Origin of the sequence: Massilia sp., from assembly GCF_031995545.1 — a bacterium.
Lineage (GTDB): Bacteria > Pseudomonadota > Gammaproteobacteria > Burkholderiales > Burkholderiaceae_D > Telluria.
Window position 1 is genome coordinate 166,916 of sequence record NZ_DAMAGA010000002.1, and the last position, 18,269, is coordinate 185,184.

14 protein-coding genes are annotated in these 18,269 nt (G+C 67.2%); 5 read left to right on the forward strand and 9 right to left on the reverse strand.

Features of this window, described 5'->3' with window-relative positions:
- Window positions 1–190 precede the first annotated feature (190 nt).
- From RTQ83_RS02660 to RTQ83_RS02680, 5 genes are all read right to left on the reverse strand, one after another.
- Complete coding sequence (locus RTQ83_RS02660; RefSeq protein WP_312511074.1) at window positions 191–1,366, reverse strand: PA0069 family radical SAM protein; 1,176 nt, start codon at window positions 1,364–1,366, stop codon at window positions 191–193.
- A 70-nt stretch (window positions 1,367–1,436) separates the two neighbouring features.
- A complete protein-coding gene (locus RTQ83_RS02665; protein WP_312511075.1) occupies window positions 1,437–2,036 on the reverse strand; it encodes a tRNA-uridine aminocarboxypropyltransferase in 600 nt (199 codons plus the stop codon).
- 12 nt (window positions 2,037–2,048) lie between these two features.
- The gene (locus tag RTQ83_RS02670; RefSeq protein WP_312511076.1) at window positions 2,049–3,524 is read right to left on the reverse strand and encodes an efflux transporter outer membrane subunit; all 1,476 of its coding nucleotides are present in this window, start codon (window positions 3,522–3,524) and stop codon (window positions 2,049–2,051) included.
- Entirely contained in the window at window positions 3,521–4,618 is a 1,098-nt protein-coding gene (locus tag RTQ83_RS02675) for an HlyD family secretion protein (RefSeq protein ID WP_312511077.1), read from the reverse strand. The genes RTQ83_RS02670 and RTQ83_RS02675 overlap by 4 nt, the downstream gene beginning before the upstream one ends.
- A gap of 37 nt (window positions 4,619–4,655) precedes the next feature.
- A complete protein-coding gene (locus tag RTQ83_RS02680; protein WP_312511078.1) occupies window positions 4,656–6,326 on the reverse strand; it encodes an MFS transporter in 1,671 nt (556 codons plus the stop codon).
- 246 nt (window positions 6,327–6,572) lie between these two features.
- On the opposite strand from RTQ83_RS02680, the gene RTQ83_RS02685 reads away from it, so the two are divergent.
- Window positions 6,573–7,910 (forward strand): CocE/NonD family hydrolase, encoded by a 1,338-nt coding sequence (locus tag RTQ83_RS02685; protein ID WP_312511079.1) that lies wholly within the window; start codon window positions 6,573–6,575, stop codon window positions 7,908–7,910.
- Window positions 7,911–8,058: 148 nt separating this feature from the next.
- Complete coding sequence (locus RTQ83_RS02690; protein WP_312511080.1) at window positions 8,059–9,267, forward strand: hypothetical protein; 1,209 nt, start codon at window positions 8,059–8,061, stop codon at window positions 9,265–9,267.
- Here the strand turns inward: RTQ83_RS02690 and RTQ83_RS02695 are convergent.
- Complete coding sequence (locus RTQ83_RS02695; protein ID WP_312511082.1) at window positions 9,251–9,808, reverse strand: DUF2325 domain-containing protein; 558 nt, start codon at window positions 9,806–9,808, stop codon at window positions 9,251–9,253. The genes RTQ83_RS02690 and RTQ83_RS02695 overlap by 17 nt on opposite strands.
- 133 nt (window positions 9,809–9,941) lie before the next feature.
- Complete coding sequence (locus RTQ83_RS02700) at window positions 9,942–11,849, reverse strand: PAS domain S-box protein (RefSeq protein WP_312511084.1); 1,908 nt, start codon at window positions 11,847–11,849, stop codon at window positions 9,942–9,944.
- A 257-nt stretch (window positions 11,850–12,106) separates the two neighbouring features.
- On the opposite strand from RTQ83_RS02700, the gene RTQ83_RS02705 reads away from it, so the two are divergent.
- Window positions 12,107–14,359, forward strand: coding sequence for an ATP-binding protein (locus RTQ83_RS02705; RefSeq protein WP_312511086.1), 2,253 nt, complete (start codon window positions 12,107–12,109; stop codon window positions 14,357–14,359).
- 8 nt (window positions 14,360–14,367) lie between these two features.
- On the forward strand, window positions 14,368–14,823 hold the full coding sequence (locus tag RTQ83_RS02710) for a response regulator (protein ID WP_312511087.1): 456 nt from the start codon (window positions 14,368–14,370) through the stop codon (window positions 14,821–14,823).
- Between the two features lie 111 nt (window positions 14,824–14,934).
- Here RTQ83_RS02710 and RTQ83_RS02715 read toward each other — a convergent pair whose 3' ends face one another.
- Window positions 14,935–16,596 carry a response regulator gene (locus RTQ83_RS02715; protein ID WP_312511088.1) on the reverse strand — a complete coding sequence of 554 codons (1,662 nt, stop codon included), beginning with the start codon at window positions 16,594–16,596 and terminating at the stop codon, window positions 14,935–14,937.
- A 197-nt stretch (window positions 16,597–16,793) separates the two neighbouring features.
- Here RTQ83_RS02715 and RTQ83_RS02720 point away from each other — a divergent pair, with 197 nt between their 5' ends.
- Entirely contained in the window at window positions 16,794–17,084 is a 291-nt protein-coding gene (locus RTQ83_RS02720) for a hypothetical protein (protein WP_312511089.1), read from the forward strand.
- A gap of 73 nt (window positions 17,085–17,157) precedes the next feature.
- On the opposite strand, the gene RTQ83_RS02725 is transcribed toward RTQ83_RS02720, so the two are convergent.
- Window positions 17,158–18,267, reverse strand: a complete 1,110-nt coding sequence (locus RTQ83_RS02725; RefSeq protein WP_312511090.1) for a tartrate dehydrogenase — start codon at window positions 18,265–18,267, stop codon at window positions 17,158–17,160.
- Between the last annotated feature and the right edge of the window lie 2 nt (window positions 18,268–18,269).

Here is an 18,269-nt window from a genome sequence, read left to right on the forward strand (position 1 = left end):
GCAGGTGCAGGTGCAGTTGCAGGTGCAGTTGCAGCGGCCGGTCCGGGCGCCAGGTCACGTTCAGGACCGGCTTCGGCGCCTCCTGCCCCGACTGCATCGCCAGTGCGAAGCGTTCGCGGTGCCGTCGGGGCAGGAGACGCCAGCGCGAAGCCTTGGCCGTTTCGCCCCGCCCGACACCGATCGTCGCGACTCAGAACAGATCCAGCTGCGCGGTTGCCGCGGCGGATTTCTTGCCGGCCGGCGCAGGCACCACCAGCGGCTTCCTGAACTGGGTCGTGTCGAGCCGCCCGAACCGTCCGCGCAGTTCGCTCAGGCCAAGTCGTTCTTTCGCTTTCTCGAAACGCTGGCGGATCAGGTCGGCCCACACACCCTCGCCATGCATGCGGCGCGAGAAATCGCTGTCGTAGTCCTTGCCTCCGCGCATGTCGCGGATGCGGTTCATGACGCGCGCGGCGCGGTCGGGGAAATGCGCTTGCAACCATTCCTGGAACAGCGGGTTGACCTCGTTCGGCAGGCGCAGCACCGTGTAGTGGGCGCCGACCGCGCCGGCGTCGCGCGCCGCTTCCAGGATGCGCTCGATCTCGGGTTCGGTCACGAACGGGATGATCGGCGCCACGCTGACGCTGACCGGGATGCCGGCGTCGGTCAGGGTGCGGATGGTGCGCAGGCGCCGCATCGGAGCGGCCGCGCGCGGCTCGAGCGTGCGCGCGATCTGGGCGTCGAGCGTGGTCAGGGTGATGGCGGCGCAGGCCAGTCCCTTGGCCGCCATCGGCGCCAGCAGGTCGATGTCGCGCTCGATCAGCGACGACTTGGTGATCAGGCCGGCCGGGTGGCGGCATTCGGACAGCACTTCGAGCACCTGGCGCGTGATGCCGCGCTCGCGTTCGCACGGTTGATAAGCATCGGTGTTGACACCGATGGCGATGTGCTCGGGCACGTAACCGGGCTTGGCCAGTTCGCGCCGCAGCAGTTCAGGCGCGTTGACCTTGGCGAACAGGCGGCTTTCGAAGTCGAGGCCGGGCGACAGGCCGAGGTAGCTGTGGGTCGGGCGCGCGAAGCAATAGATGCAGCCGTGCTCGCAGCCGCGGTAAGGATTGAGCGAGACGTTGAACGGGATGTCGGGCGAGGTGTTGCGGGTCAGGATGGTCTTGGCGACTTCATCGGTGACGACGGTGCGTAACGCGGCGTCTTCGATATGGTGCTCCCAGCCGTCGTCGAAGCGCTCGCGGCCGTTGACTTCATAGCGGCCTTGCAGATTCGATACCGCTCCCCGCCCCTTGCGCGCAACGGGCGCAGGCGCAGCTGTGGCCTGCTCGATCAGGGCTTCGCGGACGACGTGGTGCTGGACGGAATGAGAGATGGCCATGACTGGCGCTCCATACTGTATTTTTATACAGTATATTACGCCGCACCGACATGGAACTCAAGCTGGATTTTTAACGGAACCAAGCGGCTTGTTGCGCCACGAAGCCATCGAATGCGTCCAGCAGCGGCGTGTAGCGCTCGCCCTCGCCTTCGAGCTGGGTCAGTGCCTGGGCTGCCGCTTCGAGCGACGACAGCTGGTGCGCGGCGTGCGCCTTGCGGATGCGGTAATTGGACGGGGCGACGTCGGTCAGGGCCAGGCGCGGCAACTGTTGCAGCGCCCGGTTCAGGTACAGCATCTTGCGGCTCTTGCGCCAGGTGGCATCGAGCACGACCAGGCGCAACGCGGACGCGGGAAGCGCCGGGCACGGCGGTGGCACGGGCAGGCCGGCGTCGCCGGGAGTGTCCGGATACAGCAGCAGCGGCGTGCGGCCGTCGGCGTGCAGCAAGGCGTCGAGTTCCTCGGGAGCGAAGGTTTCTCCGATTGCCATGGCGCTGCCCGTGACGCTCAGGTGCAGCAGGCGCGCGCTGTTCTTGGCATTGCCGACCTCCAGGGGATGCTGGAGGATCAGCAGGGCAGCTTGCGCCTGCACCGGAGCGATCCAGTGGCAGATGCAGGCTGAGGCGGCGCGCAGGCAGGTGCCGCACATGGCGCGCTTGAAAGCGAGGGTCATGCGCAACGTCGATTACCGGGACTGTGCAGCGGATGCTGCCGGTGCCGGAGACACCCCCGTCGCCGGCGCCCACCCTCCCCCCAGCGCCCGGTACAGGTCGACGTGCGCCGCCAGCAGGCTGGCGCGCAGCTGCAGCGCGTTGACGTCGGCGGTGAACGAGGTGCGCTGGGCGTCCAGTTCTTCCAGGTAGGAGGCGTAGCCGTTGGTGTAGCGGTTGCGCGCCACGCGCAGCACTTCCCCGGCCGCCACCCGGCGCGCCTCGGCTTCCACCAGCTGGCGGTGCAGGCCGTCGATCGAGGCCAGCGCATTGTCGGTTTCGGCGAACGCCGTGCGCACCACGGTTTCATAGGCGTACACGGCTCGGTCGCGCACCGTGCCGGCGATCTCGGCCTGGGCGCGCAGGCGGCCGGCGTCGAACAGCGGGGCCAGCACGCTGCCGCCGATGCTCCACAGGTCTTCCGGCGAACTGAGCAGATCAGGCAGGCTGTGCGCGGCGGCACCGATCGAGGCGGTCAGGCGGATCGACGGCAGCAGCTGGCTGCGCGCCACCGCCAGACTGGCGTCGGCCGCGGCCAGCGCGTTTTCGGCCTGGGCGATGTCGGGCCTGCGGCGCAGCAGTTCCGACGGCAGGCCGGGGGTGACGGCCGGTTCGCGCAGCGACAGCAGATCGGTGCCGCGCGCCACCGGGCCCGGGCTGGCGCCCAGCAGCAGGTTCAGCGCCTGCTCCTGCAGCGCGATCTGGCGCTGCAGCTGCGGCACCGCGGCGGCGGTCGCGTGCAGTTCGGCTTCGGCCTGCGACATTTCCAGGCGCGAGCTGTAGCCGACCTCGAACTGGTGGCGCGCCAGTTCGAACGAGCGTTCGCGCGACTCCAGCGTGGCGCGCGCCAGCTCCAGCTGGGCGTCCAGCCCCAGCAGGTTCAGGTAGCCGGAGGCGGTGTTGGCGGCCACTGATAGCGCGGCGGCGTCCAGCGCCGCTTCCTGTGACAGGTTATCGAAGCGCGCGGCCTCGACCGCGCCGGCCACGCGCCCGAACAGGTCGAGCTCGTAGCTGGCCTGCACCGAACCGGCCACCGACGTGCTTTCCACCGGCGTGCCGAACGGGCCGATGGCGCGCGAGCGGGTCGGCCCGACCGATACGTTCAGTGCCGGCAGGCGCGCGCTTTCGGCAACGCGGATGCGTGCCGCGTATTCCTGCAGGCGGGCCCGGGCGACGCGCAGGTCGCCGTTGTTGTCGAGCGCACGGCGCACCAGGGTGTCGAGCGCCGGGTCGCCGAAGCTGCGCCACCAGTCGCGTTCGACGACGCCGGGCGCCGGATTCGAACCGGCATCGCGCGCGGCCACCTCCGGTGCGCCCGCCGCCGGCGCCGGAGTGCGCCAGCCCTGCGGCACGTTCAGGGTCGAGGCGGGCTTGGGCTGCGGCGCCATGGTGCAGGCACCGAGCGCCAGCGGCAGCGCCAGCGCAATCAGGGAAATGCGAGGCCGGTTCACCGCTGCGCCCCCGCTGCCGCCGGCTGCGCCGCCGCTTGCGCGGTATCGATGGTGGTCACCACCGACATCCCGGGACGCAGGCGCCCTGCCAGCGGCTGGTTCGGATCGATGCTGATGCGCACCGGAATGCGCTGGGCGATCTTGACGAAATTGCCGGTGGCGTTGTCCGGCGCGATCACCGAGAACTCGGAACCGGTGGCCGGCGAAATCCGTTCGACCCGGCCGCGCAGGCGCGCGTTGCCGAGGGCGTCCACGGTGAAGGTCACCGGCTGGCCGACCGCCACGTTGCCCATCTGCGTTTCCTTCATGTTGGCGATCACCCACATGGTCTCGGGCACCAGCGCGGTCAGTTGCGCGCCGGCGTTGACGAACGCGCCCTGGCGCACCGTCACCTGCCCCAGCTGGCCGTCGCGTGGCGCGGTGATGTGGGTGTTGGCCAGGTCGATCTCGGCCAGGCGCACGGCGGCTTCGGCATTGGCAACCGCTGCTTCCAGCGCGGCGCGGTTGACGTCGACCGAGCGCAGGTTCTGGCGCGCAATCTCGAGCGTGGCGCGGGCCTGGTCGCGCGCGGCGGCGCTCTGGGCGCCGGTGGCACGGGCGGCGTCCAGTTCGCGCGCCGACAGCGAACCGTCGGCGGCAAGTTCTTCTACCCGGCGCAGGTCGGACTGGGCGCGCACCCGCTGGGCTTCGTTCGAAGCCAGCAGCGCTTCGTTCTGGGAAATGGTGGCGCGCGCGCTGCGCTCGCTCTGGGCAAAGTTGGAGAGCGCGGCCTGGCGGTTGGCCAGCTCGGCGCGCGCCTGGGCCAGGCGCTGGGTCGGGATGCGGTCGTCGATGCGCATCAGGAGTTCGCCCTTGGCCACTTTCTGGAAGTCCTGCACCCGCACCTCGACCACGTAGCCGCTCAGCTGCGGACTGATGATGGTCACCTGCCCGCGCACCAGCGCGTTCTCGGTGGTTTGCAGGGTACTTCGGAACGGCGGCAGGTTCCAGGCATACAGCACCAGCAGCACGCCGGCGATGGCGATGGCACCGAACGCGAGTGCGCTGAACAGGATGCGGCGGGAACGGGATGGGACGGTCGATGGTTCTGACATATCGGTTGCGCTCTATCGAATTTGATTGGCTATCACGTTAATCGGTAACGGGTTCCGGCGGCGGCGGGCCGACCTTGGGCGGCTGCGGCGGCTGGGCCGACGCTTTCGGGAAGTAATGCAGCCACACGGCGTGCAGGAAAATCCAGGTCGCGCTGGCGGCGGCCAGCACCGCCAGCACCAGGAACACGTCGTTGTAGGCCAGGATGTTGGCTTCGCGCGCGGCGCTGCTGGCCAGCGACTGCAGGCCCTGGGCGGTACGCGCGGCCGGATCGGCCACCAGGCGCCCGGCGGCGGCGGCGCCGGACTGGATGCGCGCCGCCACCAGCGGATCCAGGCTCGACAGCCCCTCCACGATCAGCGAGGAATGGTATTTTTCGCGCACCACCTGGAAGGTGCCGACCAGCGCCGAACCGAGCAGGCCGCCCAGGTTCTGGGTCAGGCCGAACAGCACCGAGAAGCTGATCAGGTTCTGCGGATTCGCGATCACCGAGCCCAGCAGCGACACCACCAGCGGTCCCAGGAACAGCGTGCCGCCGAAGGCGAGCAGGCTCTGGCTCAGGTACATTTGCTCGGTGCGGGTCTGGTTGGTGGCGTGGGCATCGATCCAGGCGCCCAGCGCCATCAGCAGCAGCGCGATCACCTGCGGCGCCATCAGGTGCTGGACGTTGATGGTCAGCGCCGACACCACGATCCCGGCCACGGTGGCCGCCAGCACCACCAGGTACAGGGTCTGCAGCTGGTCATTGTCCAGGCCCACCGCGCGCAGGAAGCCGACCGCGCCCACGCTCTGTTCCGACAGCACGATGCGCACCAGCACCATCGACAGCGCCAGGCGCGCGATGTCGCGGCTGGCCAGCCAGCGCAGGTTGAGCAGCGGATTGACGCGGTTGTGCTCGACGCACAGGGCGGCCGCCAGCAGCACGATGCCGCCGGCCAGCGCCATGCCGATCCAGGCGCGCTCGAACCACCATTCGACGCGGCCGAAGCTGATCGCCGCGCACAGCAGCGCCATGCCGGGCGCGAACAGGGCAAAGGTGACGAAGTCGGTCGGGCGGAACGCCTTGATGTGGTCGCCCAGCGGAAGCTTGAGCAGCAGCACCGCGCCCAGCGACACCAGGGCCAGGCCGAGCTCGAACATGTACAGCCCGCGCCACTCGGCGATCTGCAGCAGGTCGTTGGAAAACAGGTAGGCCAGTGGCAGCGCCAGCTGGGCCGCGCCCATCGCCAGCGCCACCCCGCGCAGGCGCCATTCCTTCTTGAAACCCTGCAGCACGTAATACAGGCCGAGCGGCGACACCGCCGCCGCCAGCATGCCGTGGGCGGCGCGCACCGCGATCGCCGAACCGAGGTCGTTGACGAACAGGTGGGCAAAGGTCACCAGCGCGTACAGCACCAGGAAGATCTCGGTGAACAGGCGCAGGCCGAACTGCTGGCGGAACTTCACCAGCAGCAGGTTCATGGAAGCGTTGGCCATCACGTAAGCGGCCGGCAGCCAGGTGGTTTCGGTGGAATACGCGCCCAGCACGCCCTGCAGGTGGACCAGGTTGACGGTGACCAGCGCATTGCCGAGGCCGCCGGTGATGGTGATCAGGATACCGACGAACAGGTAGGCGAAGCGTAGCGGCGTGGGGTGGGCTGGCGTGGACGGCGAGCCGGGCATCATCGGCTTTTCGTCGGGGGCCCACTCGCGCGGCGCGTACTTGCTCATCCGTTATGTCCTGTGGTTATCAGGCTCGCAATCATACTCTCAAGCGCCGAACTGTGTCGGATGATCACTTTGACACGACACGAAAATTTATCACCAGAATTAACAGAAGGGATATTGCTCTCAGGATTTACTCGCCCTAGACTTGAATTATTCCAAGCGGAAATTGTTCCATTCGGAACGGTGTCCGCCCCACTGCCGCATTCACCGTAAAGCGCAGCAAGTCCAGAGTCATCCACGTCGAGAGCAATGTCCATTCGTACCCTGATCTCCACTTCGATCGCCGCGCTGGCCATGCTGCCGGCGCTCGCCGTCCACGCCCAATCCCAGTTGACCTCGACCCAGCCGGTAGCGAGCACGGCTGCGGCCGCCATCGCACCCGCCGCCCGCACCACGCTCGACTACCGCATGAACGAGCGCATCGTGCAGGTACCAGCCGGCGCCAATGGCGAAGCGCTACTGGAAACCACCGTGTTCCAGCCCGACGGCGCCGGTCCGTTCCCGCTGATCGTGATCAACCACGGCAAGGACCCGGGCCGCCCCAGCCTGCAGCAGCGCGACCGCTTCTATCACATGGCCACCGCCTTCGTGAAGCGCGGCTACGCGGTGATGGTGCCGATGCGCCAGGGCTTTTCCAAGTCCGGCGGGCGCTACCGCGACCAGGGCTGCGACATGACCGCCAACGGCTACCTCCAGGCGGAGGACGTGCGCGCCACGCTCGACTTCGCGCGCCGGCAGCCTTGGGTCGATGGCGAGCACATCGTGGTCGCCGGCCAGTCGTACGGCGGCCTGGCCACGATCGCCCTCGGCACCGGCAGCCTGCCGGGCGTGCGCGGCCTGATCAATTTCGCCGGCGGCCTGCGCGACGACAGCGACCGCTGCGCCTGGCGCTCGCAGCTGGTGTCGGCCTTCGCCGAGTATGGCTCCAAGGCCAAGCTGCCGAGCCTGTGGATGTACGGCCAGAACGATTCGCTGTTCGGACCGGAACTGGCGCACCGCATGCATGACGCCTATGCCCAGGCCGGCGGGCGCGGCCGGCTGGTCGAGTTTTCCGCCTTCAAGCGCGATTCGCACGGCATGCTGGCCAGCCGCGACGGCGAGAAGGTGTGGCTGGAAGATACGGAACGTTTCCTGAAAGAGATCGGCATGCCGACCGAGGTCGTGTTCGACGTGGCGCCGATGCCGACCCCGGCGCGCACCGGGTTTGCCAAGGTCGACGACGTCAAGGCGGTGCCGTTCCTGAGCGAGAACGGACGCCGCGCCTACGCCGAATATCTCACCAAGCTGACCCCGCGCGCGTTCGCGGTGTCGCCGAGCGGCGCCTGGACCTGGGCCGAGGAAGGCGAAGACCCGGACGGCCGCGCGCTGGCGACCTGCTCGGCCAAGAGCAAGGAACCGTGCCGCCTGTACTCGGTCGACGACTACGTGGTGTGGAACGACAGCCGCCTGGATCAGGCCGAGAAGGCCTCGGCCACCGCGGCCCTGACGCCGGTGCCGCCGGCTCCGGCCGCACTGACCGCCGCCGCCGCCCCGGCCGCGGCCGCAGGCGCCCCGATCACCTCGGTCGGCAGCACCACGGTTCGATAAACACGGAAATGGCGCGCCACCCTGTCAAGCGTGGCGCGCATGTTTCCCTGAACAAATACGAACTGTCGCGCTCGCAGTCGATCCAGCGCAAACCGCGGCGCCATCCGAACTCCCACAATGTGCCTGACGCATTGAACGGAGAAGCCCGATGGTCCGCACTGTCCATGCCTGCGCCGCCGCCCTCAGGGCGTTCTGCCTCGCCCTTCTGGCCGTGCTGTGCTGCGCGCCCGCGCACGCCGGCAACAACTATCCGGTAGTGCTGGTGCACGGCTTCCTCGGCTTCGGGCCCGAGGAATTCGAGCACAGCGGTTTCAACTACTGGGGCGGCTATGGCGACATCGCCTCGCACATGCAGGTGTATCGCGGACCGCGCGCGATCTTCGCCGCCGTGGTCGGCCCGATCAGCTCCAACTGGGACCGCGCCGCCGACCTATATGCCCAGATCAAGGGCGGCTGCGTCGACTACGGCGCCGCCCACGTGCGCGACTTCGGCATTCCCGGCCAGGTGCAAAAGCCGCCCGGCAAATGCTGGGCCGCCGATCCCAAGAACAATCCGCAGGATTATCCGCTGGCGCTGTATCCGGCCTGGGACCAGGACCACCCGATCCACCTGATCGGCCACAGCCAGGGCGGCACCACCATCCGCGCCCTGATCGAGCTGCTCGAGCACGGTTCCAGCCAGGACGAAGGCGGCGGCGACCTGTACACCGGCGGCAAGATCGGCTGGATCCGCAGCGTGACCACCATCTCGGCCCCGCACAACGGCACCAGCCTGCCGGACGCAGTGCTCAACATCCTGCCCAATCTCGACCTGCCGCTACGCGACCTGCTCGGGCACCGCCTGGCCGGCTGGGAACTCGCGCCCGACGGCGCGCGCGAATTCAATCTATGGGCGCGCACCTCGCCGCATATCTATTACTTTTCAGTGGGCACGGTGGCGACCGAGGGCGGCAGCTGGTGCTGCAACGAGACCGACCGCAGCATTGCGCCGGTCCAGACCGTGCTGTTCCAGTATCCGCGCGCCGACATGATCCCCTACTTCAAGCTGTATTCCGGCGAATGGATCGTGCCGTCGGCGCTGCAGCGCGGCATGGGCAGCTATACCCAGAGCACGCCGGGACGGGTGCGCATCGACGCCGACTGGTTCGCCAACGACGGCGTGGTCAACACCGTCAGCATGCGCGCCCCGGCGGGCCACCCGGCGCGCGACTACGACGGCACCGCGCTGCGCGGCACCTGGAATTTTTTGGGCAATTACAAGGGCTACGACCACTTCGACATATTGAACTGGCCGAACAAGGGACCGTCGGCGGACAAGCTGTACGACCAGATCAGCGACATCATTTTCGATCTGTAAGCGCTTCGCTGCTGAGAACCTCGTCGCGGTGGATGCGCACGATCTTGCCGCCGTCGGGCCGGTCGGTCATCACGCACACCTTGCCGGTACGCTTGCAGTGGTCCTGTACCCGCCAATAGTCGCCATGGCTTAGGCAGCCGGTCTGGCAGATCACCAGGTCGGCGGCGTCGAGCATCACGTCCAGCGCGGCCGGCGCATGCCGCTCGTGCCGCGCCTGCTCCGCCAGCTCGCGCCGGTGCAGTTCTCCCATCAGGTCGCGCACCCGCTCCTGCAGGGTGTCGACCTGGCGCGCCAGCGCCACCCGCTTGCCGAGTCCCGGCAGCGACCGTTCCAGCTCGGCGCGCTCCTCGCGTTCCCAGTTCAATACCGTCTCGCTGCGTACCAGCGCCGCCCGGGTACGCATCAGCTGCGCCTCCATGCGCCGCATCGCCTCGCCCTGCTCGCGCAGCAGTTCGCTGCAGCGCGCTTGGGCCCGGGCATGGGCCGCCATCAGTACGCGGTGCTCGCGCAGCAACTGTTCCACATCGCGGTCACCCTGCATCGGCTTCTCCTTTCGGTCCTCGACGCACGGCGCGCCTGCCGGTCTCCGACAAGGAAGACCCGGCGCCCATTCTAGTTGAGAATGATTCTCATTTCAATCGAAGAGTGCAGGGTCGAAGAATGCAGCGCGAGTCCTAGTGCGCGCTGCGCAGGCTGCGCGCCAGGTCCGACAGGCGGTACGGCTTGCTCACAAACGCGAACTCGCCCAGCTTGCTGCGGTCGAGCCTGAGCGCCGGCTGCGGATAGCCCGAGGCCAGCATCACCTTGATGTTCGGATAGTTCTGGCGCGTGTACGCCGCCAGCTCGACCCCGTTCATCCCGTTCGGCATCACCACGTCGGTGAACAGGATGTCGACCTCGCGGCTGGCCAACAGGCCCAGCGCGTCGTTGCCGCTGGCGGCCGTCATCACGTCGTAGCCCATGCTCAGGAACAGCGACGAGGCCACGTCCAGCAGGTCCGGTTCGTCCTCGACGATCAGCACGGTCTCGGTGTCCGGCTCGTCGAAGTGGGCGACGCCAGACGTCACCGCCGGCAGGTAGATCGCGATGGTGGTGCCCTGCCCGACAACGCTGTCGATCACCACCTCGCCACCCGACTGCTTGATGAAGCCGTACACCTGGGCCAGCCCGAGGCCGGTGCCCTTGCCGATTTCCTTGGTGGTGAAGAACGGTTCGAAGGCGCGCGCAATGGTTTCCGGCGCCATGCCGCTGCCGGTGTCGCTCACGCTCAGGCGCACGTAGGCGCCGGGGGGCAGACCGTGCACCTGGTCCTGCGCCAGGGAGACATTGCCAGTAGCCACTTCCAGCCGGCCGCCGCCCGGCATCGCGTCGCGCGCATTGACCACCAGGTTCAGCACCGCCGACTCCAGGCGCGCGGCGTCGATCACGGCGTTGTCGGTCTTGGGGTCGAGCCTGAACACGAAGTCGATCGACGAATTGGCGGCGCGCCGCAGTACCGATTCGAAGCCGTTCAGGATGCGGTTGACATTGCGCGTTTCGGGTTCCAGCGGCTGCTGGCGCGCGAAGGCCAGCAGTTGCTGCGTCATGTTGGCGCCGCGGTCGATCGCACGCCGCATGCTGTCCAGCGTCTTGGCGTCGGTACCGCCGGCATGGCGCATGGTGAGCACTTCCAGGCCACTCGAGATTACCGACAGCAGGTTGTTGAAGTCGTGCGCGATGCCGCCGGTGAGCTGGCCGATCGACTCCATCTTCTGGGCCTGGAACAGCGCCGCCTGGGCTTTATCCAGCGCCTCGGCCGCCGCCTTCTTTTCGGTCAGGTCGCGCGTGATCTTGGCGTAGCCGAGCAGGCGCCCGTCCTCGCCGCGGATGGCGTCGATCACCACGTTGGCCCAGAACCGGGTGCCGTCCTTGCGCACGCGCCAGCCTTCGGCTTCGTAGCGGCCGACGTCGCCGGCGGTGCCCAGCGCCCGCGCCGGCATGCCGGCCAGGCGGTCTTCGTCGGTATAGAAGCGCGAGAAATGGTGGCCGACGATCTCGTCGTGCGAGTAGCCCTTGATTCTTTCCGCCCCGCTGTTCCAGTTCGACACCGTGCCTTCGGGCGTGAGCATGTACAGCGCGTAGTCGGTCACGCCCTGCACCAAGAGGCGGAAGCGCTGCTCGCTGTCGCGCAGCTTGTCCTCGGCCTGCTTGCGTTCGGTGACGTCGCGCGTGATCTTGGCGAAGCCGAGCAGGCTGCCGGCGCTGTCGTGGATCGGGTCGATCACCACGTGGGCCCAGAAGCGCCCGCCGTCCTTGCGCACGCGCCAGCCCTCGGATTCGTAGCGGCCGTGTTCCAGCGCATGCGCCAGCGCCTGCGCCGGCAGGCCGACGGCGCGGTCTTCGGGCGTATAGAAGCGCGAGAAATGCTGCTGCAGGATCTCCTGCTCGACGTAGCCCTTGAAGCGCTGGGCGCCGGCATTCCAGCTGTTGACGTAGCCCTGCGGATCGAGCATGTAGATCGCGTAATCGCTGATGCCCGAGATCAGGTACTGGAGGCGCTGCTCGTCGGTCAGCGGCTGCTTGACGGGGTGCGAAGTTTCCATGGGCCGTGCTGAATCCTGTCGGAAAGGCAAAAAAGTGTCTTATCTTAACCCTGCCCTGCCACATTTCGCCACGCATCTCGTTGTGCGTTTGCAGCATTGGCACGCTATCCAGCGTGGAGAATCGCCCTCGAAAGAGCTCTTCCGGGCGTTTTCAGGCCCGCATTCACGGTAGAATACCGCACTGTCAGTTGTTCTCCTGCAGTCGCTCTCTTGAATACCGGCTTGCGCCGCTCACCGTGCATGACCCCGAAGGCCCCATGACCCAGGCTCCTCCCGACCACCTCGACATCACCGGCTGCGACATCGAGCCGATCCGCACGCCCGGCAGCATCCAGCCGCATGGCTTCATGCTGACGCTGTCGCCCGCCCTCGAGGTGCTGCAGGCCAGCGCCAACCTGGCCGACTGGACCGGCCGCGCGGCGCAGGAAGCCATTGGCCGCCCGCTGCGCGAGGTGATCGGCGAAGCAGCCGGCGCGCGCATGGAGCAGGAACTGGGCGGCGAACTCGGTTCGCGCCCGCTGTACCTGGGTACCGTCACGGTCTGCAACGGCAAGCACTTCGACGTGCTGGGCCATGTATGGGACAAGCTGGTGATCGCCGAATTCGAAGCGGTCGACCGCCCTCAGCCGGCCGACTTCCGCCACCTGTACACCCTGGTCAGCGACTTCCTGCAGAAGGTCAACGAGCACGCCTCGATCCCGGCCCTGAGCGAGCTGGCGGCGCGCCACGTGCGTTCGGTGACCGGCTACGGCCGGGTGATGGTGTACCAGTTCGACCCCAGCGGCCATGGCCGCGTGGTGGCCGAGTCGCTCGCCCCCGGCTACGATTCCTACCTGGGCCAGTCGTTCCCGGCCAGCGACATCCCGGCCCAGGCGCGCGAGCTGTACACGCTGTCGCCGATCCGCCTGATCCAGGACGCCAACTACACCCCGGCGCCGCTGGTCCCCGAGAACAATCCGCTCACCGGCGCGCGCAACGACCTGTCGTTCGCCGCCCTGCGCAGCGTCTCGCCGATCCACCTGCAATACATGCGCAACATGGGCACGCTGGCCTCGATGTCGGTGTCGCTGATCGTCAAGGGCAAGCTGTGGGGCCTGATCTCGTGCCACAACGCCGGCCCGTGCCCGGTACCGGTCGAGAAGCGCACCGCCTGCGAGCAGCTGGGCCAGATCCTGGCGCTGTGCATCGAAACGCGCGAAGACGCGGGCGAACTGCAGTTCCGCCTCGACGTGCGCCGCGTGATGGTCGACCTGCTCGGCCACCTGACCAAGGGCGCCGACTTCGTCGAGAACCTGAGCGGCGTGTTTCCCGAATTGCTGCGCTTCGCGCGCGCCGGCGCCGTAGCGATCGTGGTCGACGAGCGCATCCTGACCTATGGCGACGCGCCCGACGAAGAAGCGATCCGGGGCCTGGCGACCTGGCTCGCGGTGCACGGGCACACCGAACTGTTCCACACCAATCACCTGGCCGACGTCTATCCGCCGGCCAAGGATTTCATGCGCAACGCCAGCGGCCTGATGGCGCTGCCGATCTCGCGCATCCACCAGCACTACCTGCTGTGGTTCCGCCCGGAGCTGGTGCAGACCGTCGAGTGGGCCGGCAACCCGTATGAAAAACAGGCCCCGGCCGGCGCGCCGACGCAGCTGTCGCCGCGCCAGAGCTTCGCCGCCTGGCGCGAGACCATCCACGGCCACAGCCTGCCATGGCACGCGGCCGAGATCGAACTGGCGATCGAGTTCCGCAGCGCGCTGCTGGGCATCGCCCTCGAACGCGCCGAGCAGATGGCTGAACTGGCCGAGGAACTGAGCCGCTCCAACAAGGAACTCGAAGCGTTCTCGTACTCGGTATCGCACGACCTGCGCGCGCCGCTGCGCCACATCGTCGGCTTCTCCGACCTGTTGATGGAATCGGCCGGCGCCGAGGACGCGATCATGCGCCAGCGCTTCCTGAAGAACATCAAGGAATCGGCGCGCCTGGCCGGCAAACTGGTGGACGACCTGCTGTCGTTCTCGCAGATGGGCCGCGCCGCGCTGCGCCCGGCCGATGTCGACATGGGCGAGCTGGTCTCAGCCTGCATCGACAAGCTCGGCATCGAGATTGGCCAGCGCAATGTCGACTGGCACATCGACGCCCTGCCGACCATCCATGCCGACCCGACCTTCCTGCACTTGGCGCTGTTCAACCTGCTGTCGAATGCGGTCAAGTTCACGAGTGCGCGCGACCCGGCGGTGATCCGCATCTGGTCCGAGCAGGTCAGCAACAACGGTAGCGACGAGACCGTGTTCCACGTGGCCGACAACGGCGCCGGCTTCAACATGGACTACGTGCACAAGCTGTTCGGCGTGTTCCAGCGCCTGCACCGGATGGAAGACTTCCAGGGCACCGGCATCGGCCTGGCCAATGTGCGCCGCATCGTCGAGCGCCATAACGGCCGCGTGTGGGCCGAATCGAAACAAGGAGAAGGCGCGACCTTCTCGTTCAGTATCCCGAAACAACTTACCCCAACCTGAGACCAACCATGCTCAAGCCCATCCTCCTGGTGGAAGACAATCCCCACGACCTGGAACTGACGCTCATCGCCCTGTCGAAGAGCCAGCTGGCCAACGAGGTCGTAGTGGTCCGCGACGGCGCCGAAGCGCTCGACTACCTGAACCGGCGCGGCGAATTCGCCGAACGCGCGGTCGGCAGCCCGGCCGTGATCCTGCTCGACCTGAAATTGCCGAAGATCGACGGCCTCGAAGTATTGAAGGAAATCCGCAACACCGAAGCGCTGAAACCGGTGCCGGTGGTGATGCTGACCTCGTCCAAGGAAGAACAGGACGTGGTGCGCAGCTACCAGCTGGGCGTGAATGCCTATGTGGTGAAACCGGTGGACTTCACCGAGTTCGTGCGCGCGATCGCCGACCTCGGCATCTTCTGGGCGGTGCTCAACGAACCGCCGCCGGGCTCGCGCCGCTACGTCAAACCGAAGTAAGCAGCGTGCCGGCAACGACGCCGGCATCGGCAACACCATTACGCCGGCCGCTTCAGGCCGGCGTTTTCATGTCCGCCTGCGCTCGCGCGCCAGCGTCCAGTCCGGGTTCGCTCAGTTCAGGTTCAGGTAGGCGGCGCTTTTGCCGACACCATTGCCGGCGCTGCTGCTGGTGCGGTGTTTCGCGCGCCGCAGCAGGTGGCGGATGCGCGCGCTCAGCGCGTCCGGGTGATAGGGCTTTTGCAACAGGTGCACCGATGCGTCCAGCTTGCCTTCGTGCGCCAGCACGCCCTCGGCATAGCCCGAGGTGTACAGGATCTGGCAATCCGGCTGGTGGCGCGCCACGATCTCGCCCAGCTGCAGGCTGCTGACCGGCCCCGGCATGATCACGTCGGTGAACACCAGGTCGACCTGGCGCCCGCTTTCGATGATCGCCGCCGCAGCGGCCGCGTCGCCCGCTTCCAGCACGTCGTAGCCGAGCGCCGACAAGATGCCGCAGGTGGATGAGCGCACGTCTTCTTCGTCCTCGACCACCAGGATGGTTTCCAGGCCGCCGGCCAGCGGGCCGTGCTGCTCGGGCTCGGTCACGTGCAGGGCGGCGTTGCTGCGCGGCAGATAGATGCGCACGCTGGTGCCCTGGCCGACTTCGCTGCGCAGGACGATCTCGCCACCGGACTGCTTGACGAAGCCGTAGGCCATCGACAGGCCCAGGCCGGTGCCCTGCCCGGTCGGCTTGGTGGTGAAGAACGGTTCGAAGGCGCGCCGCAGCACGTCCGGCGGCATGCCGCCGCCGGTGTCGGCGATCTCGAGCATGACGTAATCACTCTTCGGCACTTCGGCCGGCAGATCGTCGTCCGGCGCCGCGTTCCTGGCGCGGATGGTCAGCGTGCCGCCACCGCTCATGGCGTCGCGCGCATTGATCGCCAGGTTCAGCAGCACGTTGTTGAGCTGGTTGGGGTCGACATTGGTGCTGCCCAGGCCGGGCGCGATCTCGGTCACCACGCGCGTGTTCGAACCGAGCACGCGGCGCATCATGTCGTCCATCTCGCGCAGCAGGTGGCCGGGGTCGATCACCACCGACTGCAGCGGCTGGCGGCGTGCGAACGCGAGCAGGTGCGAGGCCAGCTTGGCGCCGCGCTCGACGCCCGACAGCGCCATCTCGACCCGGGTGCGCGCCTGTTCGTTGAGGGCGCCGACCAGTTTCAGCAGCTGCAGGTTGCCGCCGATGATCTGCAGCACGTTATTGAAGTCGTGGGCGACGCCGCCGGTGAGCTGGCCGATCGCCTCCATCTTTTGCGCCTGGTGCAATGCCGACTGGCTGGCCGCCAGTTGTTCCTGGCTCAGGCGCAGCGAAGCGAAGGCCTGGTCGCGCTCGCGCCGCGCAATGTAGGCGGCGCTGTGGTAGCGCACCCGCGCCACCAGTTCGCGCGGGTCGGGCCACTTGACCATGTAGTCGTTGGCGCCGACGGCGAAGGCCTTGGCCTTGATGTCGGGGTCGTCTTCGGAAGAAAGCAGGATCACCGGCACGTCGTGCGTGTCGGGGTGGGCGCGCAGCGCCGCGGTGACATCGAAGCCGTCGACTTCGGGCATGCGCAGGTCGACCAGCACGACGGTCGCCTTGACCTCGCGCGCGACGTCGACCGCACGCGCGGCGCTCGACTCGTAGCATAGCTGGTGCCCGGCACAGCCCTTCAGGCCATGCGCGATGATGTCCTGTGCGAAGGATTCATCGTCGATCAACAGCACGGAACAACTGGTGAAGTCGTCTTCGATCATTGCAACTGCGTCGCTTTCAGGGGTGTTGGAAATGTTGCAAAACGGTAAGGTTAAATTTTACACCATTACCCTATAACAAGAGTCCGAACCGCCTTATTGTGATCGCTATTCACGGGTCAACACTTGTGCATCCTGCTTGTGCATCCTGCCTTTAGCACCATATCCCATATGCGTACTGAACACAACAAGGAGTTACCGTGCATGAAGAGCATTGTCCACTCTGCGGCAGACTGCTCGGGACCGTCAATATCGACCGCCATCACCTGATCCCGAAGACCTTCAAGGGCAAGGAACAGTTCCCGATCCACAAGATCTGCCACCGCAAGATCCACTCGGCCTTCACCGAGCGCGAGCTGCTGCAGACCTATCACACCTGGGACGCGCTGCGCACGCATGCCGATATCCGCACCTTCATCGACTGGGTGGCCAAAAAGCCGCCCGAGTTCTATACGCGCACCCATACCTCGAACAAGAAGAAGAACCGGTGACGCGCATGATCGGCGATGCGTACCTGATTTGAACGCGTGGACGGCATAGCCGTCCACCCTGCGTCAGACTACGTCATGCCTGCCTGACGATGGCGGCGATGGCGTCGCCCACCTCCACGGTCGGCGCCGTGCCACCGAGGTCGCCGGTGCGCGGGCCGTCGCGCAGCACCTGCTCGATCGCTGCCACGATGACGTCGTGCGCCTGGCGCAGTTGCGGGCCGGCGCCCGTTGCCGCATCCGGATCGTCAGCAAGGAAGGCCAGCATCATCGCCCCCGACCAGATCATGGCGATCGGATTGGCGACGCCTTTGCCGGCGATGTCCGGCGCCGAACCGTGCACCGGCTCGAACAGCGACGGGAAGTTGCGCTCCGGATTCAGGTTGCCCGACGGCGCCAGGCCGATGGTGCCGGTGCAGGCCGGGCCGAGGTCGGACAGGATGTCGCCGAACAGGTTCGACGCCACCACCACGTCGAAGCGGTTCGGCTGCAGCACGAAGCGCGCGCACAGGATGTCGATGTGCTGCTTGTCGACCGTGACGTCCGGATAGCCCTGGCCGACGGCGTCGGCGCGGCCATCCCACCACGGCATGCTGATGGCGACGCCGTTGGACTTGGTGGCCACCGTCAGGTGCCGCCGCTGGCGCGCATTGGCCAGTTCGAAAGCGTACTTGAGTACGCGGTCGGCGCCGTGGCGCGAGAACACCGACTCCTGGATCACCACTTCGCGCTCGGTGCCGGGGAACATGATGCCACCCAGGTTCGTATATTCGCCCTCGGTGTTTTCGCGCACCACGAAGAAGTCGATGTCGCCCGGCTTCCTGCCGGCCAGCGGGCACGGCACGCCGTCGAACAGGCGCACCGGGCGCAGGTTGATGTACTGGTCGAACTCGCGCCGGAACTTGATCAATGAGCCCCACAGCGAGATATGGTCCGGCACCGTGGCCGGCCAGCCGACCGCGCCGAAGTAGATCGCGTCCATGCTTGAGAGTTGCTCTTTCCAGTCGGGCGGCATCATGTCGCCGTGCTCGAGGTAGTAGTCGCAGCTGGCCCAGGCGAAGTGGGTGTATTCGATCTGCAGGCCGAAGCGCTCGGCGGCCGCCTGCAGCACCTTGATGCCCTCGGGGAGGACTTCCTTGCCAATACCGTCGCCGGCGATCGCGGCGATCCTGAACGTGCGGGTCATGG